This is a genomic window from Amycolatopsis sp. 2-15 (genome assembly GCF_030285625.1).
GTDB classification, from domain to species: domain Bacteria; phylum Actinomycetota; class Actinomycetes; order Mycobacteriales; family Pseudonocardiaceae; genus Amycolatopsis; species Amycolatopsis carbonis.
Map to the genome: position 1 here is coordinate 8,078,448 of NZ_CP127294.1, position 22,167 is coordinate 8,100,614.

Here is a 22,167-nt window from a genome sequence, read left to right on the forward strand (position 1 = left end):
ACAAACCCGGCACACCCACGAAAGTCGGAACCCCCGGCTCAGCCCTCGGTGAGGATCGTGGCGAGCAGTTCGGCCGCGATGTTGCGCCCCGACACCACGAGCACGATCGGCCGGTCGAGCGGGACCAGGCCCGCGCGCAACGCGGCCAGCGCCGCGGCCGACGACCCCTCCGCCACCAGTCCCGCCGTGAGCGCGAACTCGCGGACCGACCGGCGGATCGCGGGTTCGTCGACGTCGACGAGCGCCACGCCGGCCTCGCGCACGATGTCCGGCGTGATGGTGCCCGGTTCGAGGTTGCCGACCAGCCCGTCGGCGATGGTCTCCCCCACCGGCACGGTCACGAGGTGTCCCGCCGCGACCGCCGAGGACACGGCGTGGCAGGCGGCGGACTCGACACCGACCACGCGTACGTCCGGTTTCGCGCGACGGGCGCCGAGCGCCGTGCCGGCCAGCAGCCCGCCCGAACCCGTGGGCACGACGATCGTGAAGTCGTCGCCGAAGCTGTCGGCCACCTCGCCGACGAGCGTGCTCTGGCCCGCGATCACGTACGGGTCGTTGTAGGCGGACACGAACTTCATCCCGCCGGCCGCGAGCTCCAGCGCCTTCGCCTCCGCGCCGTCGTAACCGCCCGGCGCGAGCACGAGGTCCACCGGGTAGGTGCGCAGCGCCGAGATCTTGGCCGGGGAACCGGCTTCGGGAACGACCACTGTGGACTTCGCGCCGAGCAGCCGCGACGCGTGCGCGATGCCGAGCGCGTGGTTGCCCGCCGAAGCCGTGACCACCGGCGTGCCGTTCGCAGCGTATGCGGTGAGAGCGGTGACGCCGCCACGGACCTTGAACGAGCCGGTGGGCTGCGCGCCTTCGTACTTGAGGAACACCGGCACGTCGAGGCCGGCGGCGTGGAACGGCAGCAGCGGGGTCGGCGCAAGGGTGCGCGTGACCGTTTCCCTTGCCTGGTCGAGGATGGCGTCGGCGATCAGGGGCATGGCTCTCCTTCGGGGGACGGGTCAGGCTTCCGGGGCGAGTTCGCGGCGCAGCCGGGTGAGCAGTTCGTAAGTGCCGACGGCGGGGTCGCGCCCGACGGCCATCGTGGCGAGCACGAGCATGTCGGCCAGCAGCATCCCGCCGAGCGGTTCGGCGGTGAGGCCGCCCGCGGACGCCTCGTCGCGCAAGACGACGTCGACGGCGCCGGTGAGCTCCTCGCCGAGGTTCTCGGTCACGAGGATCAGCCCGGCGCCGGCCGCCCGCGCGTGGGCGACGAGCAGTTCGAGCTCGGGCAACGCGCGCCCGGGCGCGAAGATCACCACGGCGTGGTGGGCGGAGAGGCCGAGCAGGTCGTCGGCGAGGGTGAAGCCGGTGGCGCCGGAGAAGACCGCGAACTTGCCGATGCGGTTCAGCTTCAGGGCGAGGTAGCGGGCGCTCAGCTCGTTGACGCCCCAGCCGTAGCAGAAGACCGTGGCCGCGGGCGCGATGAGCTGCAGCGCCTTCGCCAGCGCGGCCGGGTCGGTTTTGCGGCCGAGCTCGGTGATCCGCTCGCGCGCGTCGGTCAGGACCCGGTCGGCGGTGACCGAGAAGTCCCGCGCGGTGCGGGACAGCTGGAGGCGTTCGCTGATCTGCGGTGGCGCGGTGGTGGCGAAGTTCTCGCCCAGCGCGGCTTTGAGGTCCGGGAGCCCGGCGTATCCGAGCCGGCGCGCGGTGCGGACCACCGTGGCGTCGCTCGTACCCGTGGTGCGGCCGATGTCGCCGGCGGTGGCCAGCATGATCCGCTGCGGCGGCGACGCGACGAGGTACCGCGCGACGACGCGTTCGGTCTTGCTCAGCCGGGTCCACTCGTGGTTGACCCGGCTGGCGAGGGTGCGCGGTTCTGAAGTATCCAATTCAGCTAGTGCCGTTTCTGTCGTCACTGCTACAGTGACCGCAGCTTACCCCGCCCGGCCGGGACTGCCCCGGGCCTCGCCGCGCACGCCCGCTCGCCGCGAAAAAGGAGCTGCCTTGTCCCCGATCACCGGCGCCATCGCCTCGCCGCACGCCCTCGCCACCCGCGCCGGGGAACAGGCCTTCCGCGCGGGCGGCAACGCCATCGACGCGGCACTCGCGGCCGCCACGGCGCTCACCGTCGTCTACCCGCACAACACCGCGCTCGGCGGTGACCTCGTGGCCCTCGTGCGCACCCCCGACCGCTCAATCACCTGCGTGAACGCCACCGGCACGGCGCCGGCCGCCCGGGACCTCACCGCGCTGCGCGCCCGCCACGGCGAGCGGCTGCCGGAACGCGGCCCCGACACCATTACCGTGCCCGGCGCGGTACGCGGCTGGGAGGCGCTGCGCGGCCACGGCGCCGCGCTGGGCTGGGCCGCGCAGTTCGAGGCCGCGATCGGGTTCGCGGCCGAAGGCGTCCCCGTGGCGCGCTCGCTCGCCGCCGCGCTCGTGACCGACCGGGCGCTCCTCGACGCCGACGCCGGCTCGCGCGCGGTGTTCGGTTCGTCCCTGTGCGAAGGCGACCTGCTCGTACAGCCACGCCTCGCGGAATCACTGAGCGCGATCGCGGCCGGCGGGCCTGGCGAGTTCTATGAAGGCGCGGTGGGCGCGGCACTGGCCCGCGGCCTGCAGGCGCTCGGCTGTCCACTCACGACCGCCGACCTCGCCGGGTACGTGGCCGGGGACACAGCCGCGATTTCCGCACCGCTGAGCGGGTTCCGGGTGCACACCAGCCCGCCCAACACCCAGGGCTTCGCCCTCTTGCGGACCGTGCGCGCCCTCACCGAGCTGGACTTCGCCGCCACGCCGTGGACGACCCCGGCCGCCGTGCTGGGTCGCCTGTTCCACGACGGCACGCGCGTGCGCGACACCCTGCTCGCCGACCCGGCCTTCGCCGCCACGGACGTGGAGAACGATGGGCTCGCCGAGCTGATCGCGGGGCTGCGGGACCCGCGCACGGCCGGCGCGGTGGCGGCTCCCTCGATCCCGCGCGGCGACACCGTGGGCGTGGCGGCGGCCGACTCGGCGGGCTACGCCGTGTCCATCATCCAGAGCGTGTTCGACAGCTTCGGCGCCGCCGTGCTGGAACCGGAGACCGGCATCATCCTGCAGAACCGCGGCACCAGCTTCTCGCTGGATCCCCGCTCCCCCAACGTGATCGCGCCCGGCAAGCGGCCCAAGCACACGCTGATGCCCGTGCTCGTCACCCACGAGGACGGCCGGGTCCGCTGGGTGAACTCGACGATGGGCGGGCACGGCCAGCCGCAGATCCACGCGCAGGTGCTGCTGCGGCTGCTCGCCGGCGACTCGCCGGCCGAAGCCGTGAGCGCGCCGCGCTGGGTCGTCGGGGCCCGCGCCGAGGGTCAGGCCTCCGACACCGTGCACCACGAAGCCGACCTCGCGGCCGAGACCGTGGCGAACCTCGCCGCCGACGGCTTCCCGCTGCGGGAAGTCCCGCCGCGCACGGAGTTCCTGGGTCACACCAACGTCGTCTCGCTCGCGCCGGACGGCACCCTCACCGCCGGCAGCGACCCGCGTTCCGACGGCTCCGCCGCAGTGGTCCCGGCGTGACCGGGCGCCTGCGGCCCGGTTGAAGGGCCCGGGTGGCGAGCCGCCGGCCCGCCACCCCACCCGGCTCACTCCTGCGCGAGAGCCAGGGCGCCCAGGAACGTCTCCAGCGCCACGTTCCGTCCACAGAGGACCACGGCGACCTTCTTGCCCCGGTACAACTCGGCCGTGCGGATCAGGCCGGCGACCGCGACACCGGCGGCGCCTTCGACGATCCAGCGCTCCCCCTCGGCGATCTTCCGCATGGCGCGGGCGATCTCCGGCTCGGTGACCGTGACCGTCTCGTCGATCACTTGCTGGCAGATTCCGAAGGTGACGGAGCCGGGCTCCACCGCGCCGGCCGAACCGTCGGACAGCGTGGGGAACTCCGGTGTCTCGATGATCTCGCCGGCCTTCAGGGAGTCGAGCATGCAGGTGGAGGCCTCCGGCCACACGCCGACGACCTTCGTCCGCGGGCTCAGCTGCTTCAGCGCCGTGCCCGCGCCGCCGATCAGGCCGCCGCCCCCGGTGCAGATGAACACGGCGTCGAGGTCCGGCGCCTGCTCGGCCAGCTCCACGCCGAGCGTGCCCTGGCCGGCAACGGTGTCGAGGTCGTTGTAGGGCGCGACATACGGCTTGCCGAGGCGTTCCGCCTGCCGGCGCGCCTCCTGCTCGGCGTCGAGCGCACCGCCCTCGACCACCACGAGCTCGGCCCCCATCGCCCGGATCGCGGCCATCTTGGCCGGCGTGGTGTAGGCGGCCACGTACACGGTGACGCCGACCCCGGCGAGGTTGCCGGCGCGGGCCACGCCCTGGCCGTGGTTGCCGGTCGACGCGGTGATCACGCCGGTCTGCTTCGCGCTTTCGCCGAGCACGCGGATCTTGTTGGCCGAGCCGCGCACCTTGAACGAACCGGTGGGCATGAGGTGCTCGGTCTTGAGCCACACGTCACATGCGAGCTCGTCCGACAGCAGCCGGCTGCGTTCGAGCGTGCTCACCGGCACCTGCGGGCGGATGCCCTGGTGCGCTTCGAGAATGCGGTCGAAGAGGGTGGGCACGCGAGGCTCCTCGGGGTTCGGGGACCGGCCCCGGACGCTGTGCCAGGGCCGCTGGTCTCACTTCCGAGCTTATTATAGCCTATAAGCTGTATGGAAGGAGCGCCTTGAGCACAGCGTCGAACACCGCAGGGCCGAACATCGCAGTCACCGCCGGGCCCGACAGCTTCGGCAGCCTCGCCCGCCTCGACCTCGGCGGCGAGAGCTACCGGGTGCACCGCCTCGACGCCGTCCCCGGCTCCGAGCGACTGCCCCTGAGCCACAAGATCCTGCTGGAGAACCTGCTCCGGCACGAAGACGGCCACACCGTCACCACCGAGCACATCACGGCCCTGGTGCACGGCGGGTCCGACGCGGCCCACGACGTCGTCGCCTTCTCCCCGTCGCGGGTGTTCCTGCACGACACCAATGGCGTGCCCGTGCTCACGGACCTGGCCGCGCTGCGCGACGCCGTCGCCGCGGCCGGGGGCGATCCCCGCAGTGTGCGCCCGCGCATCCCGAGCCACCTCACCGTGGACCACTCCGTGGCCACGGAGGTGTCCGGCCGGGCCGACGCCCTGCGCCGCAACGTCGAGATCGAGTACACCCGCAACGCCGAGCGCTACCGCTTCCTCAAGTGGGGCGAGACGCTCGACGGCGTGCACGTGGTGCCGCCCGGCACCGGGATCATGCACCAGATCAACCTCGAGTACCTCGCGAGTGTGGTGGAACGCCGCGACGGCTGGGCGTTCCCCGACACCTGCGCCGGCACCGACTCGCACACGACGATGGTCAACGCGCTGGGCGTGCTGGCGTGGGGCGTCGGCGGCGTCGAGGCGGAGGTGGCGCTGCTGGGCCAGCCGTTGAGCATGCTGGTGCCGCCGGTGGTCGGGGTGGAGCTCACGGGTGAGCTCGGCCCCGGTGTCACGGCGACGGACCTCGTGCTCACGGTCGTCGAAACCCTGCGCGCGCACGGCGTGGTCGGGAAGTTCGTGGAGTTCACGGGCGACGCGGTGGCGCGGATCCCGCTCGCACACCGCGCGACGATCTCCAACATGTGCCCCGAGTTCGGCGCCACCGCGGCGATGTTCCCCATCGACGGCGCCACGACCGGCTACCTGCGCCTCACCGGCCGCACGCCGGACCACGTCGCCGCGGTCGAGACCTACGCGAAGGAACAAGGCCTCTGGCACGATCCTTCGGCGGACTTGCGTTACGACGAGCGCCTGCGGATCGACCTCTCCGCTGTGACGGCTTCCCTCGCCGGGCCGCGCCGGCCCCAGGACCGCGTCCCACTCGCCGCCGTACCGGCCAACGCCACGGCCGCCATCGACCGCGTGCTCGCATCCCGCCCCGAGCGAGAACCTGACTCCCCCGAGGCGACCCACCCGCGAGATCGCCGGCTTGAAGGCGATCTCGCACGCCCCGCCGGAGGCGGGGCCAAAAACACAGCGACGGCGCCGTAGCCATCGCTGCTATCACGTCGTGCACCAACACCTCCAATCCGCACGTGATGGTCGCCGCGGGTCTGCTGGCGCGCAACGCCCGCGCCCGCGGCCTGACCGCGAAGCCGTGGGTGAAGACGAGCCTCGCACCGGGCTCGAAGACCGTCACCGAGTACCTGGCGCGTGCCGGGCTTACCGGGCCGCTCGACGAGCTGGGTTTCCAGCTCGTGGGCTACGGCTGCATGACGTGCATCGGCAACTCCGGACCGCTGCTGCCGAGCGCCGCCGAAGCGGTGGCCGAGCACGGCGCCGTGGTGGCGTCGGTGTTGTCGGGCAACCGGAACTTCGACGGCCGCATCAACAACGACGTCTCCCTCAACTACCTCGCTTCGCCCCCGCTCGTCGTCGCCTACGCGCTGGCCGGTTCGGTCAAGCTCGACCTGACGACCGAGCCGCTGGGTGTCGACGCCGACGGCGAGCCCGTGCTGCTCGCGGACCTGTGGCCGGACGACGCCGAGATCGACGAGGTCGTGCGCGCGCACCTCACGCCCGAGCTGTTCCGCGACGCCTACGCCGACGTGTTCGGGGGCGACGAGCACTGGGCCGGCGTGCCCGCGTCCGACGGCCACCACTTCGCGTGGGAGCCGGACTCGACCTACCTGCGCCGCCCGCCGTTCCTCGACGAGGTGTCCGAAACCGTCTCCGCACCGGCAGACGTGACCGGCGCGCGCACGCTGTTGCTGCTGGGCGACTCCGTGACGACCGACCACATCAGCCCCGCCGGCCGTATCCCGGCGGCGAGCAGCGCGGGCCGCTACCTCACGGCCCGGGGCGAGACCGACCTCAACACCTACGCCTCGCGCCGCGGCAACTTCGAGGTGATGGTGCGCGGCGGCTTCGCGAACCCGCGGCTGGACAACCGGCTCGCCCCGGACGCCGGCGGCGGCGTGACCCCCGACTTCACGCGCGACGGTGCGCTGGTGCCGATCCACGAGGCTTCGTTGTCCTACGCCGCGGCGGACGTGCCGCTGATCGTGATCGCCGGCCAAGAGTACGGCACCGGCTCGTCGCGCGACTGGGCGGCGAAGACGACCGCGCTGCTCAAGGTGAAAGCCGTGCTGGCGCAGTCATTCGAACGGATCCACCGCGCCAACCTCGTGGCGCTCGGGGTGCTGCCGCTGCAGTTCCTCGACGGCGACAGCGCGACCTCGCTCGGGCTCGACGGCACGGAGGAGTTCGACCTCGCCGGGATCGCCGGCGTCGTCGAGGATCCGGCGCGGCCGCTGACGGTGCGCGTGCGCCCGGCGGACCGGCCGGCGTTCGAATTCTCCGTGCGCGCCCGCCTCGACACCCCGCGCGAAGCGACCTACTACGCGAACGGTGGCGTGCTGCCCTACGTCCACCGGCTGATCCTGCGAGGTGAGCTTGACTGATCCCGCGCCTGTCGTCGAACCGCTGCTGCTCGGCTACGGTCTCTCGTCCGACCAGGGCAGCATCGGGTTCTGCGGTGTCTACCTCGTGCAGACGCCGCAGCGCCGCATCCTGTTCGACTGCGGCCACGCGGGCCGCCGCCGCGCGCTGCACCGGGCGCTGGCCCGCCACGGGCTCGGCGTGCGCGACGTCGACACGCTGGTGCTCTCGCACGCGCACTACGACCACGTGCAGAACGCCGACCTCTTCACCCACGCGCAGGTGTTCCTGCACCCGGCCGAAGGCGAGGCCGAGCCCGGCGACCCGGTCACGCCGGCTTGGACGGACGCGATCTTCGCCGGCTTGGCGGTCCACGAAGGCAGCATCGACGGGCTCGAACTGGCGCCCGGTGTCACGATCACCGGCCTGCCCGGCCATACCGCGGGTTCGCTCGGCCTCACCGTGGAAACCGCCGACGGCACGGCGCTGCTCACCGGCGACGCCGTCCCGTCGTCCCGCGCCCTGCGCGCCGGCCGCTGCACCACCGCGGCGAGTGAGGAGGCGGCCGCCGCGTCGATCGAGCTCGTGCGGACGCGGGCCGACGTGGTGTACCCCGGCCACGACCGGCCGTTCACGATCGAGGCCGGGCTGCCTGGCCGGTACCTGTTCCCGCGCGTGGACCTCGAAGTGCTCGCGCCCGACCCGCTGACCGACGACCCGCCCGCGCCGTCGGCGAGGCGCGGGTCTCCGCCGAAAGGAAGCTCCCCAGCATGACCACCGCCACCGGCATCTTCGCCGAGCCGGCCCCGAAGTTCTCCCCCGAGGGCCTGCACGCCGTGCTCGGCGAGCACTGGGCGCTCACCGACCCGGTGCTCAAGCCGCTCGACAGCGAACGCGATCTCAACGTGCTCGTCGACGGCCGGTTCGTGCTCAAGATCTCCAACCCCGCCGAGCAGGCCGACGTCGTGGACATGGAGACCCGCGCGCTGGAGCACGTGCACGCGGCCGACCCGCAGCTGCCGGTGCCGGAGACGGTCGCGACCACGGCGGGCGCGCCCGTCGCGCGCCCGCGGGACGACGCCGGACGCGAATGCCTCGCCCGGCTGATCACGCTGCTGCCCGGTTCGCCGCTCGAAGGCGGACCGCTGGACCCCGACCTCGCCGAGCAGGTCGGTGGGGTCGCCGCGCGGGTTTCCGTGGCGCTGCAAGGGTTCTTCCACCCCTCGGCCGGCCGGACGCTGATGTGGGACATCCGGCGGATGCCGGAAGTCCTGGCGGCGGCCGGGATCGCGACCGGGCGGCTCGGCGAGCTCGCCGAGCGCGTCGCGCCCGCGCTGGCCGCCACGGCCACGCTCCCGTCGGGGGTGCAGCACGCCGACGTGACCCTCACCAACGTGCTGGCCTCGCGCGCGAGCGTGACCGGTGTGATCGACTTCGGCGACATGCACCACACGGCCGCCGTCGCCGACCTCGCCGTGACGCTGACTTCCGTGCTGCGCCTCAGCGGCGGCGACGCGGACCGCCTGTGGCGCCTCACCGACGCCGTGCTGCGTGGCTACCAGCGCCACCGTTCGCTGGCCCCGGCCGAGGTGGCGGTGCTGGGCGAGCTCGTGATCGCGCGCCTGCTCACGACGCTCGCGGTGTCGGCGACCCGGCGCGGGCCCCACTCGGACAACCACCGCTACATCACGCAGTACGACACCAACAGCGAGCAGGCGCTGGAGCTGCTGTCGGCGTTGTCCGTGCGCGAGCTCGCCGACCGGCTGGCGCGCCTGGCGGGCACGCGGGACCTCACGGCGGCGATCTCGCCGGACAGCCTCCCCACGCGGCGCGCGCAGGCCATGGGCGGCAAGCTCGCCCCGCTGTTCTACCGGCGGCCCCTGGAAATCGTGCGCGGCGAAGGGCCGTGGCTCCACGCCCGCGACGGCGCGCGGTACCTCGACGCGTACAACAACGTCGCGGTCATCGGCCACACGCACCCCGCCGTGACACAGGCCGTGAGCTCGCAGCTGGCACAGCTGAACACGCACTCGCGCTACCTGCACGCCGGGATCGTCGAGCTCTCCGAGCGCATCCTCGCGACGATGCCGGCACCGCTCGACACGGTCCTGTTCACCACGTCCGGCACCGAGGCCAACGAGCTGGCGTGGCGCCTGGCCACCGAGTACACCGGCGCGGGCGCGGCCGTGATCGCGGAGCACGCCTACCACGGGGCGTCGAAGTGGATGGCGGACCTGAGCTCGAACGAGTGGCCCGCGGGTTACCGGCCGGCGCACGTCGCGACGTTCGAGGCACCGCACGGCCCGGCTCACGAACTGACGGAAATCGTTGCGGCCGAACGGATCCACCGGGCCGACGAGACTTTGCGCGCGGCGGGGGAACGCCCGGCGCTCGTGCTGGCCGACTCGCAGTTCACCTCCGAAGGCATCCTCGACGTGCCGGGTGAGTTCGTGGCCGGCCTGGTCACGGGCGCTCACACGGCGGGCGCGCTGTACCTTGCCGACGAGGTCCAGTCCGGCTACGGCCGCAGCGGCCCGCGGCTGTGGCGCTTCCTGCTCGCCGGCGTGACACCCGACCTCGTGACGCTGGGCAAGCCGATGGGTGCGGGCTACCCGATCGGCGCCGTCGTGACCCGGCGTGAGATCGCCGACGCGCTCGCGGGCAGCTACGAGTACTTCTCCACCTTCGCCGCCACTCCGGCGGCCGCCGCGGCCGGCCACGCGGTGCTCGACGTCTTGAGCCTGACCGGCCTCCCGGCCCGCGCCGCCGCGACGGGCACGGCCCTGCGAGAGGGTCTGCGGGCCCTGGCCGCGGAGGAGCCGCTGCTGGGCGAGGTCCGCGGCACCGGGCTGCTGGCGGGGATCGACGTGCGGGGCTCGGGTGCGTCGACGTCTCGGGAGGTCACGCGCGCGCTCCTCTCGGAGCTGGTCGGGCAGGGCGTGCTCGCCGGATCCACCGGCCCGCGCGGTGACGTACTGAAGGTCCGCCCGCCGCTGGTGTGGGAGGACAAGCACGTGAGCCAGTTCCTGGAGCGGTTGCGGCGGGCGCTGGCGCAACTGCGGGCCTGACCGCTGAAACCGGCCGTGGGGTCCGCCGTCGGTGCGGCAGACCCCACGGCCGGGGTATTACCCGCGCAGCGCGCCGCGCGCCGGCGGCAGGGTCGTCGGCCCGGAGTTGACGTTCGTGGCGTGACCGACGGTGACGCCGGTGTCGTCGAAGGTCAGGTCGAGCCGGTCGACGAACGGCGACTCCAGGAAATGCCAGGTCAGGTGCAGCTCGTCGGCCGACCACCACTGCCCGGCGGCGAGGACGGCAGCCGACGGGTCCTGGTAGGAGTGGTGCAGGCGCCACACGCTGACGCCGGTGTCCTGGCGCGTCCAGGTGCCCACGCCGTGGTCGATCGGGTGCCGGCCCAGCTCGTCCTCGACGACGACGTGCACCGAGCCGTCGCGGACCTCGACCGCCAGCGACACGAGACCCTGTTCGTTGGGCTCGAAGTCGTACGTCGCCGCGAACCCGGCGCGCTGGACCGCGGCGCCGACGGTTTCCGGCTCCCGCACGCGGTCCACCCACGCAGCCAGCGCGTCCACTTCGGACTGTTCCCGGGCCGGGCTCTCGAAGGCCGCGGTGAACGCGGACCGCAGCATCCCCGGCAGGTCGTGGTAGCTGCCGTCCCCCATCGCGCCGGTGATCACGACGACGCCGTCGTGGCGCGGGAAAACCATGCATTCCTGGCCGAAAATGCCCGAAGCGCTGTAGATCCCCGCCTCGGTGGTCCAGAACTGGTAGCCGTACCCCTCGTCGGCGACGACGTCGGGCGCGGGCGGCACGAGCTCCTTGCCGTTCCACTCCCCGCTGATCGCCCGGCGCACGTGCAGCGCGGAAGCCTTCTGCACCCACCCGGCCGGCAGGACGCGGGAGCCGTCCCACACGCCGTCGCGCAGGTGCAGCACGCCGAACTTCAGCAGGTCGCGCGGGCGCAGCGAGAGCCCGTTGCCGCCGCTGGACACCCCCTCGGGGTCACGTTCCCAGGTGTAGTCCGTGATGCCCAACGGCTCGAACAGCCGCGGTCGCAGATACTCGTCGATCGCCTGACCCGAGACCTGCTGCACGATCGCCGACAGCACGTGGCTCGTGGTGCTGCTGTAGGTGAAGTTGCGGCCGGGCAGCTCGACCACGGGCTCCTCGAGGAACTCGTCGACCCAGCCCGTGCGCCGCAGCCGCGTGGTGGCGCCCGAAAGCCCGCGGGCGTGCCCCGTGCACATCGTGAGCAGGTCGCGCACGCGCATGCGGCCGAGGTTCTCACTCGGCTCGCCGGCCAGCCGGTCGGCGAAGAAGCCGACGACCGGATCATCGAGGGAGAGCAGACCTTCGGCCTCGGCGAACCCGACGGCCGCGGACGTGAAGCTCTTCGTGGCCGAGTGCACCTTGTGCCGCAGGCCGGGTTCGTGCGGCCACTGCCACAGGTCCAGCACGGTCCGCCCGTGGCGGTGCACGAGCAGGGAGTGCACGCGCATCCCGCGCTCGGCCATGGTCTGCAGCAGGGTGTGGACCGGGCCCGGATCCAGCGCCGGGTCGGGGAAGGTGTTGCTCATGCTCACCGTTCTCGTGCGGAACTTCTGACAGAATTACAGGACCTGCGAAAGGAACGACTTTAGCCGCGGGGTGCGCGGGTCGGTCAGCAGCTGCCGGGCCGGCCCCTCCTCGGCGATCACACCGCTGTCCACGAACAGCACGCGATCGGCGACCTCGCGGGCGAAGTTCATCTCGTGCGTCACCACCATCATCGTCATCCCGGACGCCGTCGCGAGGTCGCGCATCACGTCGAGCACGCCCTTCACCAGCTCGGGGTCGAGCGCCGAGGTCGCCTCGTCGAACAGCATGATGTCGGGCTCCATCGCGAGCGAACGCGCGATCGCCACGCGCTGCTGCTGCCCGCCGGACAGGTGCGAGGGCCGCGCCGAGGCCAGCGCCCGCAGGCCGACCTTGTCCAGTTGCTGCAGCGCGCGTTCCCGCGCTTCCTCGCGCGACATCCTGCGCACGCGCCGCAGGGCGAGCGCGATGTTGTCCACCGCACTCTTGTGCTGGAACAGATTGAAGTGCTGGAACACCATGCCGGTGCGCGAGCGCACGGCGTTGAGGTCCACCTTCGGGTCGGTGATCGTCTGCCCGTGCAGCCGGATCGTGCCCGACGTCGGCGGGGACAGGAGGTTCACGCACCGCAGCAGCGTCGATTTGCCCGAGCCCGAGGCGCCGATGAGGCACACGGTCTCGCCGCGCGCGACCGTCGCCGACACGCCCTTGAGCACCTCGACGACGCCGAAGGACTTGCAGATGTCGACCAGCTCGATCGCGGGGACGTCGGTCTTCGCCTCGTCCGAGGTCATCGGGGACTCCGTCACCTGGTTCACGTTCACGCCCCCGCTTCGAATCCGGTCGCGCCGACGGGAACCAGCGGCTGCGGGGCCGCGGGCGTGGCGCCACCACCACTCGCCGGGCGGCGGCCCTCCCGCAGCCGTTTGTCGAACCAGTTCACCAGGTGCGTCAGTGGCACCGTGAACACGATGTAGACCAGGCCCGCGGCCACGAACGACGACGAGTTGTACGAAATGGACTGCGCCTGCTGCGCAATGAAGTACAGCTCGCGCTCACCGACGGCCAGACCGAGCAGGTACACCAGAGAACTCTCCTTCACGGCCACGATGAACTGGTTCGCCAACGCCGGCAGCACGTTGCGGATACCCTGGGGCACCACGACGAGCAGCTGCGTGCTCAGGTGGCTCATCCCGAGGCTGCGGCCCGCCTCCGCCTGGCCGGGCGGCACGCTCTGGATGCCCGAGCGGAAGATCTCCGCGATGTAGGCCGCGTTGATCAGGCCCACGGCGAGGATCGCGTAACCCATCGGCGATTGGCCGAACAAGCGCACGCCCGCCGAGGGCAGGCCGATGCCGATCAGGCTCACCGTGACGATCGCCGGCAGGCCCCGGAACACGTCGACGTAGACGCGGGCCGGCATCCGCAGCCACCACCGTGTGGAGATGAGCAGCATCGCCAGCAGCAGACCCACCACCAGCCCGAGGACGAGCGCGAGCGACGCGATGATCAACGTGTTGCGCAGGCCCTCCCCGAGCAGCGAGGGCAGCACGGCGAGGATCTGGTGGATGTCGAAGAAGGAATGCAGGAAATCGCCCATGGGACCAGGTGTCCTTACCTCGGTTCGGCCGCGGACCGCGGGAGTGCGCGCGGACCCGGGCTCAGCGGGGTCGGCGACGGTACCGGCCGGCAGTTCGTCTTATAGACTATAACTGTGACGCGGCGCTCACGGTAGCAGGTTCGACAAGTTAGTCAACGACTGAAGTGCTCACTTCAACCGGCTCGCGAGCAAGCCGGCGAAGAAGTCCTGGACCACGGGGATCACCAAACTGCCCTGGTGGGCCACCCCGGGCACCACGTCGAACCGCACGGAGAGCCCGCTGCGCTCGAAGCTGTCGCGCAACGTCTCGATGCGCTCGATGCGCGTGCGGCCGGTTTTCTCCACGCCGTCCATCCAGTTCGGACCGCCGGCGTTGTTGATCTCCCAGGTCTCCACGTCCGCGGAGCCGACCACCAGCTGCACCGGCACGCGGCGCAGGGCCGCGAGGTCGAGCTCGATGCCGAACTTCTCGCGGAACCCGCCGGTGCCGAGCCACCACGGCAGCGAGTCGTCGAGCTGCGTGATGCGGCCCGGCGCGCCGATCGAGACCCCGGCGAGGCGGTCGGGGTGGGCGTAGAAGAACCGGTGCGCGAACTGCCCGCCACCGGAGAAACCGTGCAGGAAGAAGGTTTCGGTCTCGGTGTTGAACTCCTGCCCGACCTCCTCGACGATGTGCAGCAGCTCCTCGTCGAAGCGGATCCCGTCGTACTCCAGGAACTTGAAGCTGTGCAGCTCGCGCCGCTTGCCGATCCCGGCGGGGAACAGCGGCGCGAGGATCACGCACCCGTGGCGGGTCGCGAAGTCCGCCCACTCGTTGCGGTAGCGCTCGGCCGAGCGGCCCGTGCCGTGCTGCACCACGACCAGCGGCAGCGGGGCCGCGCCGGGTGTGTGGTCCTTCGGCACGAACAGGCCGTAGGACAGGCGCTGGTCGTGGCCGGAGGCGAAGAACGGGGTCGCGCCGACGAAGTGGGCTTCCTGTGAGTCGGGTTCGGTGGTGGTCATGGCAGCCGGGAGCTCCTCGGGTTTCGGGGACGGGCACGAGCGATGCATTACGGACGAAGACGATATAGGCTATAAACTCAAATCAGGCCTCTGGACCCTGTGTGATGCGACAACCCCGGCCGGGCGGACCCACGAGGCCGCCTCGTCCGGCCCGACAGGATGCAGACCACAGGCCACAGCCTGCCCACCGAGCGGGAGGAGACCGATATCCTTGCGGTCCCCCAAGCCCCGCGGAGAGAGACAACCAGGCCGATGACCCACCCCCGCCCAGCCCTCACGAAGAACGCATACGTCTACGAGGAGCTGCGCCGGCGCATCCTGGCCGGTGAGCTGATCCAGGGCCAGTCCATCTCCCAGGAGCAGCTCGCGGCGGAGCTCGGCGTGAGCACCACTCCCCTGCGCGAGGCGCTGCGACGGCTCGACGCCGAGGGGCTCGTGACGATCGACGCCCACCGCGACGCGCGGGTGAGCCGGCTCAACGCCGAGGAGGCCCGCAGCCTGTTCGAGGTCCGCGAGCGCCTCGACCCGCTGGCCACCAAGCTCGCCGCCACACGCCGGACCGACGCCGACATCGCGGCGATCGAGTCCGCGCTCAAGGATCTCGAGCCGCTGAGCACGTCCACCGGCTTCGACTCGCTGCTCGTGCACCGCGCGTTCCACCGCAGCGTCTACACGGCCTCGCACAACCCGTTGCTGATGACGCTGCTCGAAGGGCTCTGGGACAAGGCCGACCGCTACCGGCTGATCGGCCTGCAGTCCAAACCGGACTCCCCGCAGGACCAGGAACGCGTGCGGCGCGAGCACATCGAGATCGCCCAAGCTGTGATCTCGGGTGACGCCCGCACGGCCGAGCGGACCATGAAGAAACACGTGCTCGGCAGCCTCGGCCGCCGGGCGATCGCCGCGCTGGAGGCCTGAGCGCGCTCACAGGAGCGCCAGCGGGTTGGCCGGCGAACCCGTCCCGCCCTCGACCACGAGCGGCGCCACCACGAAGAGGAACTCGTGACGACCTTCCTCGGCACACGCGGCGGCCAGCGGTTCGAGCGCGCAGTTGTCCACCACGGCCAGCCCGTAGGCGAAGATCGCGCCGTGCACGGTCCACGGCACTCCGCCGTCGTTCGGGGCCCGGTCGAGCATGTCCCAGGCCAGCGCGGCGCAGTCGTGGTCACGCAGGAACTTCAGGCAGGAGACGTGCAGGCCCGGCCGGCTCGCCTCGGTGCCCCACGGCGGGTTCTCGCGGTCCCACGCGTCGCGTCCGCAGTGGACGACCACCGCGTCGCCAGGCCCGACGGCCACTCCTTGCGCCTGGGCGATCTCTTCGAGCTCGTCGCCGTGCACCGGCCGATCGAGGGTCACGTACGGCTCGCCGCGGAAGGCCGGCACGTCGAGGAGCACCCCGCGCGTGACGATGCCTTCGCGCCAATGCTCGACCGAACCCCAGCGGCTGCCGCGCGAGGTGAGCTCCACGTCGGGGTCGCGGCCCTGCCACAGGCCGCGTTCGTCCCAGACGTGGCAGAGCGCGTCGACGTGGGTGGAGGCGACGCCGTGGTACTCGATGCCGTAGTAGTCACCGGAGATCCCGCCGGTGCCGCGGGGCGTTTTGGTCGTGTAATGCGAGGCCGGACGCGGGTTGTCCACGTGGGGGCGGGTCGGGAACGGCCGGCTGAGCGACACCGAGCGGCCCGTGCGCACGAGCTGCGCGGCTTCGGCCCGTTTGGCGGCGGTGATCAGGTTGACGGCGCCGACCTGGTCGTGGGCACCCCAGCGGCCCCAGTTGCTGCGGCCGTGGAGCTGCTCCTCGACTTCGGCGCGGGTCCAGTCACGCGCCACCGCTCCACCTCTTCCGGCTCGCCTCCGAGTGTTGGTATTTTCTAAGCGACAAGTACCAGATTGTCAACCGCGGGAAGGCGGCGACGAGTGAAGAAGATCGTCCTGTTCGGCGACAGCATGCTGGGCCGGTTCACCAAACCCCGCATCGACCAGCTCGAGGCCGAGGCCGGCGACGTGGTCGTCTTCAACTGCGCCGCGGGCGGCTGGAAGAGCGACGACGGGGCGCGCCGCGCGGCCACGATCGCCAAGACCGAGCCCGACGTGGTGGTGTTGTCCTTCGGTGCCAACGACTGCGCGCCCGACCGGCTCGTGGAGCTCGACGCGTACGCCGGGAACCTGCGCACGATCGCCGACGCCTTCGCCCCCGCCACACTGATCGGGTTCCTGCCGCCCTCGATCGAGGAGATCGACGGCGTCGGCAAACGCGGGCGCACGAACGCCGTCCTCGACACCTACCGCGACGTGCTGCGCGAGGTCGTCTCGGCCGCGAACTCGGTGGACACCGACGCCGCGGTGGCGCCGCTCGTCGCCACCGGGGAGCCGGTCCACGAGGACGGTCTGCACCTCACCGGCGACGCCTACCGGCTCGTGATCTCGGCGCTCGCCGAGCGGATCTCGGCCATCGGGACCACCTCCGACCTGCACTGATCTCCCCGGAGACGAGGTGCTGATGCCGGAACTACAAGTCGTTGACTGCCTGAAGTTCTATAGCCTATAGTTCCGCTCCATCGTCAGCGCTCCCCGCTTTCTGCCCTGACCTCCCGGTCTGGCGAAGGAGACCCATGAACCGAATTCCCCTGCGGCGCGCGCTCGGTGCGCTCGGCCTCGCCGCACTCACCGCCGCCTCCGTCACCGCGTGCGGCGGAGGCGATTCCGCGGCCGGCGACGACTTCGGCCTCGCCCAGCCCGGCACCATCACGGCGGCGGTCACGGCGGGCGACTACCCGTTCGTCTCCCCCGACGCCAGCGGCAAGCCGGTCGGCCTGCTCGTGGACCTGAACAACCTCATCGCCGACCGGATGCACCTCAAGATCGTCTACAAGACGACCACCGTCCAAGCCGGACTCCCCGGTCTCACCAGCGGTCAGTACGACCTGATGTCGGTGGGCCTGGTCGCGAGCGACGAACGCAAGAAGAGCGTGGCGTTCACCAAGGCGATCTTCTGGGGCCAGAACGTGGTCGTGGTCCCGGCGAGCTCGACCGCGAAGTCCATTCCGGACCTGGCCGGCAAGCGCGTGGGCGCCGGCGCGAACAGCACGCAGGAAGATTTCGCGAAGAAGAAGATGACCACGTCGCAGCTCGTGTCCGAAGCCACCGACGGCGCGGGCGTGAACCAGCTGCTCGCGGGCAACCTCGACGCGATGGTCCTCGGCTCGACGCACGTCGGGCAGATCTTCACCGAGCACCCGGGCAAGCTCAAGGTCGCGCTGACCTCACCGCAGGACCAGCCGGGCGCGGAGGCGGTCAACAAGAAGCTGACCAAGTTCCTCGACGCCTACAACACGGAGCTCACGGCGCTCGCGAACGACGGCACGTTCCTCAAGCTGTACCAGAAGTACTTCCCGAACCTGCCGTACCCGACGCAGATGTATCAGTTCTGGCCCTCGATCCAGCAGCAGATCGAGAAGCAGGGCAAGCCGACCCCGTAGCCGGACGGGACTCGGTGCCCCGCCGCGCTTTTCCATGTGGCGCGCAGCGGGAAGACAAGGGGTTTCCTGCCCACGCTGGGCAGGAAACCCCTTGTCGTTTCCGGTGTTCTGCTCACCCGCTCAGCAGGTGACGGACACCTTGGCCCCGGCCTTGAACGACACGTGCACGTGGTCGAAGTGGTTCGCGGTGGGGCTGCCGCGGTCCTCCATCGGATCCCAGCCGCTGCCGGTGTTGATGCGCTGGCGCCAGATCACGTAAGTCACGCCGAACTCGCCCTGGTGGGCCAGTACGTACGCGGCGAGCGCGTTGCCGGTCGTGGTGTCGACCATGAAGTCGAGCGCGAGACCCGCGGGGTGGTCACTCGCGCCCCCTCGGCCGGCGCGGCCGCCGACGGAGCTCACCTTGAACTTCGTGAGGATGTGGTTGCCCACCTGGGCCGCGCCGGATTGCGCACCGGCCAAAGTGGACGAACACGCCTTACCTGCGGACAAGGTCTTCGTCGCCGCGGGCGGGGGCTTCGGCTTGGTCTTGGCGACCGGCTTCTTCGTCGTCGGCTTCGGGGACGCGGCCGACATGCTGGGAACCGACGTGCTCGGGGTCGTACTGGGGGTCGTCTGGGTGGGACTGCTCGGCGTCGTGCTGCTCGGCGCGGGGGCGGCGGACAGCGGAGCGCTCGAAGCAGGCCGCGGTGCGCTGAGGGCGAGGCGGTCGGCGGCCGAGACCTGCCCACCGCCCGGGATAGCGCCCGTCAGCCACACGAGGGCGACCAGCCCGAGGGCGGCGAGCACGCCGACCCCGACTGGCAGCCGCCACGACAGCGACCGGTAGCGATGTCTTCCGGACATCCTGGTGCACCATTTTCTTCGCTCGGGGAACGCGCGCCGCGAATTCGGGGAGACGGCGCACGCAAAGCGGCCTCGACATTACGAATCGGACACGGCAAAGTCACTGCCGAGTGATTGTCCGCACAGATCAACAGTGATCGATGCAGGTCAGCTGCGGTTCCGGATTTCCGGCTACCTACCATTGACAGGGCCTCGGCAGCCATTCCGCGCGTTCACGGTCACCGAGCGCGAGTCCGGTCATCGCGCATTCCGGCCCTGCGTTTTCCATGATCACCCGTACGAGGCCGAGCAGGGCCGAAGAGGCCTCGGAACCGATACCGAAGGCTGACCCCGGTTGACGAACCGCCGTTTTGGATCCAAACTCTCGGGATTCGGACCCGACGCATGGAGGCGGCATGACGTTCTCGTTCCTCAGTCACCTGGAGTGTTCCCGGACCGGAGACCGGTACGAGGCGGACCAGGTGGCCGGCACGTCGGCCGCGGGAGCGCCGCTGCTCGCGCGGTACGACCTGGAGCGGGTGCGGGAAACGGTGACGCGCGAGGACATCGCGGCCCGCGAACCCAGTCTCTGGCGCTACCACGAGGTCCTGCCGGTGCGTTCGCGCGACAACATCGTGAGCCTGGGCGAAGGCCTGACTCCCCTGCTGCCGCTGCCGAACCAGGGCAAGCAGTCCGGCGTGCCGAAGCTGCTCATGAAGGACGAGGGCCTCGTGCCCACCGGGTCGTTCAAGGCGCGCGGTGCCGCCGTGGGCGTCTCGCGTGCGGCCGAACTCGGGGTGCGTGGCGTCGCGATGCCGACCAACGGCAACGCCGGTGCGGCCTGGGCGCTCTACGCCGCCCGCGCCGGGATGGACAGTCTCATCGCGATGCCCGACGACGCCCCCGCGATCACCATGAAGGAGTGCCTCGCCGCCGGCGCCGAGCTGTACCGGGTGGACGGACTGATCGGCGACGCGGGCAAGCTCGTCGGCGCCGCCGTGGCCGAACGCCAGGGCTACCAGGACGTGTCCACCCTCAAGGAGCCCTACCGGCTCGAGGGCAAAAAGACGATGGGCTACGAGATCGTCGAGCAGCTCGGGTGGCGCGTGCCCGACGTGATCCTCTACCCGACCGGTGGCGGCGTCGGCATCATCGGCATCTACAAGGCACTGCTGGAGATGCGGGAGCTGGGCTGGATCTCCGGCGACCTGCCCCGGCTGGTCGCCGTGCAGGCCACCGGCTGCGCGCCGATCGTCGAGGCCTTCAAGTCCGGCGCCACGGAAAGCACCCTGTTCCCCGACGCGCACACCGTCGCCTTCGGCATCACCGTGCCGAAGGCGCTGGGCGACTTCCTCGTGCTGGACGCCGTCCGGGCCACCGAGGGCACCGCGATCGCGGTGACCGACGACGAACTGCTGGCCGCGCAACGGCGGCTGGCCGCACTCGAGGGCGCGTTCATCTGCCCCGAGGGCGCGGCCTGTTTCGCGGCGCTGGACCAGCTGCGCGAATCCGGCTGGGTGAGCGAGGACGACGAGGTCGTGGTCCTCAACACCGGCGCCGGCATCAAGTACCCCGAGACCGTGGAGGTCGACGCGCCGCTGCTGGCGAAGACCGACGCGATCCCCGCCCGGGGTGTGTTGCGCGCGCGTTAACCCTGCGCGCAGGCCTATGCCGCCCGATTGGATCTGATCTGATGTCCCCACCTCAGCAGCCGATCTGACAGGACCGAGCCCATGAACCGACGACGTTTCCGTGCGGCGCTCCTCCTGGCCACAGCACTCGCTCTGGGTGCCGCCTCGTGCGGCATCCAGCCGGCGAGCGCGGGCCGTGGCCCCGGCACGATCATGATCGACACCGCCAACTACCCGTCCACACTGGACCCCGGCAAGCAGTACGACACCGACACGTACTCGGTGTACCGCAACATCTTCGACCAGCTGCTGCGCCGGAACCCGAAGACGAACGCGGTCGTGCCGTGGCTCGCCACGAAGTGGCGGCAGACCGATCCGCGCACCTGGCACTTCACCATGCGCCCCGGCGTGACCTTCAGCGACGGCAGCCCGCTCACCGCCGAAGACGCGGCGTACTCCATCAGCCGGATCCTGGACAAGAAGTTCGGCAGCCAGCAGTACGCGAACTTCTCGGTGATCGACAAGGCCACGGCCGCCGGCGGCGACCTCGTGGTGCACACTTCGGTCCCCTCCCCCACCCTGCTGAGCTACCTGACCACGCTCTCGGTAGTGCCGAAGGCCTACGTGCAGCGCGTCGGGGACAAGCAGTTCGCCGTGAAGCCGATCGGGTCCGGCCCGTTCGTGCTCCAATCGGCGACGGCGGGGTCCGAGGTCGTGCTCACGGCCAACCCGAAGTGGTGGGGCCCGCCCACACAGATCCGCACGGCCGTGTTCCGCGCGGTGCCCAACGTGGCCAGCCGCGTGGCCGACCTGCAGTCGCGCAAGGTCGACCTCGCGACCACGCTCACGCCGGACGCCGCGGACCAGATCCGCCGCGACCCGACGCTGGCGATCCTGTCCACGCCCACCGAACGTGTCGCCTACCTCGCGTACAACACGATCAAGGGCGGCGCCACGAACGATCCGCGCGTGCGCAAGGCCATCGCCGAGGCGATCGATTACGACGCGCTGATCAAGAACCTCCAGCGCGGTTACGCCAAGCCGATCAACTCCATGGCCACGCCGCTCGCGTTCGGCTACGACAAGTCGTTGCCGGACAACCACCACGATCCCGAGAACGCGAAACGCCTGCTGCAGGAAGCGCATGCCGTCGGCGCGAAGCTGGTGATGGCGACCTCGCCGTCGTTCGACCCGCAGGTGGTGCAGGCGATCCAGGGCGATCTCGCCGCCGTGGGGCTGCAGGTGGAGATCCAGAACAGCGACCAGGCAACCTACCTGAAGAAGGTGCAGGACCCGTCGCACGAGTGGGGCTCGATCCGCTTCGGCAAGTGGTCGTGCTCGTGCCTCGACTCCGACGGCGTGATCTACCCGCTGTTCCACACCGGCGAGATCTGGAGCTCCTACAGCAACCCCGACTTCGACAAGATCGTGGAGCAGGCGCGCGAGACGATCGACCCCGCGCAGCGGACCAAGCTGTACTCGCAGGCGTTCGAGCTGCTCAACCGCGACCTGCCGGGCATCGGCTTGTTCCAGGCGTACGCGGTGTACGGCGCGAACTCGCGTCTGCAGTGGACACCCGATGCGTCGGAAAGCCTGTTCCTCGACCAGATGAAGGTGAGCTGA

At 71.1% G+C, this 22,167-nt stretch carries 17 protein-coding genes and 1 pseudogene; 9 read left to right on the forward strand and 9 right to left on the reverse strand.

The genetic code is table 11. The annotated features are described in order from the left end of the window. Window positions 1-38: 38 nt before the first annotated feature. Entirely contained in the window at window positions 39-986 is a 948-nt protein-coding gene (locus QRX50_RS40010; RefSeq protein WP_285968274.1) for a threonine ammonia-lyase, read from the reverse strand. A gap of 21 nt (window positions 987-1,007) precedes the next feature. Further along, window positions 1,008-1,877: a MurR/RpiR family transcriptional regulator gene (locus QRX50_RS40015; RefSeq protein ID WP_285968275.1), complete on the reverse strand. Its 870-nt coding sequence runs from the start codon at window positions 1,875-1,877 to the stop codon at window positions 1,008-1,010. A 115-nt stretch (window positions 1,878-1,992) separates the two neighbouring features. On the opposite strand from QRX50_RS40015, the gene QRX50_RS40020 reads away from it, so the two are divergent. Then, window positions 1,993-3,549 (forward strand): gamma-glutamyltransferase family protein, encoded by a 1,557-nt coding sequence (locus tag QRX50_RS40020; protein ID WP_285968276.1) that lies wholly within the window; start codon window positions 1,993-1,995, stop codon window positions 3,547-3,549. A 65-nt stretch (window positions 3,550-3,614) separates the two neighbouring features. Here the strand turns inward: QRX50_RS40020 and QRX50_RS40025 are convergent, their stop codons facing one another. Further along, on the reverse strand, window positions 3,615-4,583 hold the full coding sequence (locus tag QRX50_RS40025) for a threonine/serine dehydratase (protein WP_285968277.1): 969 nt from the start codon (window positions 4,581-4,583) through the stop codon (window positions 3,615-3,617). Window positions 4,584-4,720: 137 nt separating this feature from the next. Here QRX50_RS40025 and acnA point away from each other — a divergent pair. From acnA to QRX50_RS40040, 3 genes and pseudogenes are all read left to right on the forward strand, one after another. Then, window positions 4,721-7,437 (forward strand): annotated as a pseudogene (gene acnA, locus QRX50_RS40030) (aconitate hydratase AcnA). Then, on the forward strand, window positions 7,430-8,188 hold the full coding sequence (locus QRX50_RS40035) for an MBL fold metallo-hydrolase (RefSeq protein ID WP_285968278.1): 759 nt from the start codon (window positions 7,430-7,432) through the stop codon (window positions 8,186-8,188). Before acnA ends, QRX50_RS40035 begins: the two are co-directional and overlap by 8 nt. After that, a complete protein-coding gene (locus tag QRX50_RS40040; protein WP_285968279.1) occupies window positions 8,185-10,482 on the forward strand; it encodes an aminotransferase class III-fold pyridoxal phosphate-dependent enzyme in 2,298 nt (765 codons plus the stop codon). Before QRX50_RS40035 ends, QRX50_RS40040 begins: the two co-directional genes overlap by 4 nt. A gap of 57 nt (window positions 10,483-10,539) precedes the next feature. Here the strand turns inward: QRX50_RS40040 and QRX50_RS40045 are convergent, their stop codons facing one another. The 4 genes from QRX50_RS40045 to QRX50_RS40060 all read right to left on the reverse strand — a co-directional run bounded on the left by QRX50_RS40045 (window position 10,540) and on the right by QRX50_RS40060 (window position 14,609). Then, window positions 10,540-12,009, reverse strand: a complete 1,470-nt coding sequence (locus QRX50_RS40045) for a serine hydrolase domain-containing protein (RefSeq protein ID WP_285968280.1) — start codon at window positions 12,007-12,009, stop codon at window positions 10,540-10,542. 33 nt (window positions 12,010-12,042) lie between these two features. Further along, on the reverse strand, window positions 12,043-12,801 hold the full coding sequence (locus QRX50_RS40050) for an amino acid ABC transporter ATP-binding protein (RefSeq protein ID WP_285968281.1): 759 nt from the start codon (window positions 12,799-12,801) through the stop codon (window positions 12,043-12,045). Window positions 12,802-12,827: 26 nt separating this feature from the next. After that, window positions 12,828-13,607 carry an amino acid ABC transporter permease gene (locus QRX50_RS40055; protein ID WP_285968282.1) on the reverse strand — a complete coding sequence of 260 codons (780 nt, stop codon included), beginning with the start codon at window positions 13,605-13,607 and terminating at the stop codon, window positions 12,828-12,830. A 168-nt stretch (window positions 13,608-13,775) separates the two neighbouring features. Continuing rightward, window positions 13,776-14,609 carry an alpha/beta hydrolase family protein gene (locus tag QRX50_RS40060; protein WP_285968283.1) on the reverse strand — a complete coding sequence of 278 codons (834 nt, stop codon included), beginning with the start codon at window positions 14,607-14,609 and terminating at the stop codon, window positions 13,776-13,778. A gap of 252 nt (window positions 14,610-14,861) precedes the next feature. On the opposite strand from QRX50_RS40060, the gene QRX50_RS40065 reads away from it, so the two are divergent. Next, the gene (locus tag QRX50_RS40065) at window positions 14,862-15,527 is read left to right on the forward strand and encodes a GntR family transcriptional regulator (RefSeq protein ID WP_285968284.1); all 666 of its coding nucleotides are present in this window, start codon (window positions 14,862-14,864) and stop codon (window positions 15,525-15,527) included. A gap of 6 nt (window positions 15,528-15,533) precedes the next feature. On the opposite strand, the gene QRX50_RS40070 is transcribed toward QRX50_RS40065, so the two are convergent. Further along, a complete protein-coding gene (locus tag QRX50_RS40070) occupies window positions 15,534-16,439 on the reverse strand; it encodes a cyclase family protein (protein WP_285968285.1) in 906 nt (301 codons plus the stop codon). Between the two features lie 87 nt (window positions 16,440-16,526). Here QRX50_RS40070 and QRX50_RS40075 point away from each other — a divergent pair, with 87 nt between their 5' ends. Both QRX50_RS40075 and QRX50_RS40080 read left to right on the forward strand, forming a co-directional pair. Beyond that, complete coding sequence (locus QRX50_RS40075; RefSeq protein WP_285968286.1) at window positions 16,527-17,087, forward strand: GDSL-type esterase/lipase family protein; 561 nt, start codon at window positions 16,527-16,529, stop codon at window positions 17,085-17,087. A 134-nt stretch (window positions 17,088-17,221) separates the two neighbouring features. Continuing rightward, window positions 17,222-18,088, forward strand: coding sequence for a substrate-binding periplasmic protein (locus QRX50_RS40080; protein ID WP_285968287.1), 867 nt, complete (start codon window positions 17,222-17,224; stop codon window positions 18,086-18,088). 120 nt (window positions 18,089-18,208) lie between these two features. Here the strand turns inward: QRX50_RS40080 and QRX50_RS40085 are convergent, their stop codons facing one another. Further along, window positions 18,209-18,934, reverse strand: a complete 726-nt coding sequence (locus QRX50_RS40085) for a VldE C-terminal domain-containing protein (RefSeq protein ID WP_285968288.1) — start codon at window positions 18,932-18,934, stop codon at window positions 18,209-18,211. A gap of 395 nt (window positions 18,935-19,329) precedes the next feature. On the opposite strand from QRX50_RS40085, the gene QRX50_RS40090 reads away from it, so the two are divergent. Beyond that, a complete protein-coding gene (locus QRX50_RS40090; protein ID WP_285968289.1) occupies window positions 19,330-20,565 on the forward strand; it encodes a threonine synthase in 1,236 nt (411 codons plus the stop codon). An 81-nt stretch (window positions 20,566-20,646) separates the two neighbouring features. Then, window positions 20,647-22,167 carry an ABC transporter substrate-binding protein gene (locus tag QRX50_RS40095; RefSeq protein ID WP_285968290.1) on the forward strand — a complete coding sequence of 507 codons (1,521 nt, stop codon included), beginning with the start codon at window positions 20,647-20,649 and terminating at the stop codon, window positions 22,165-22,167.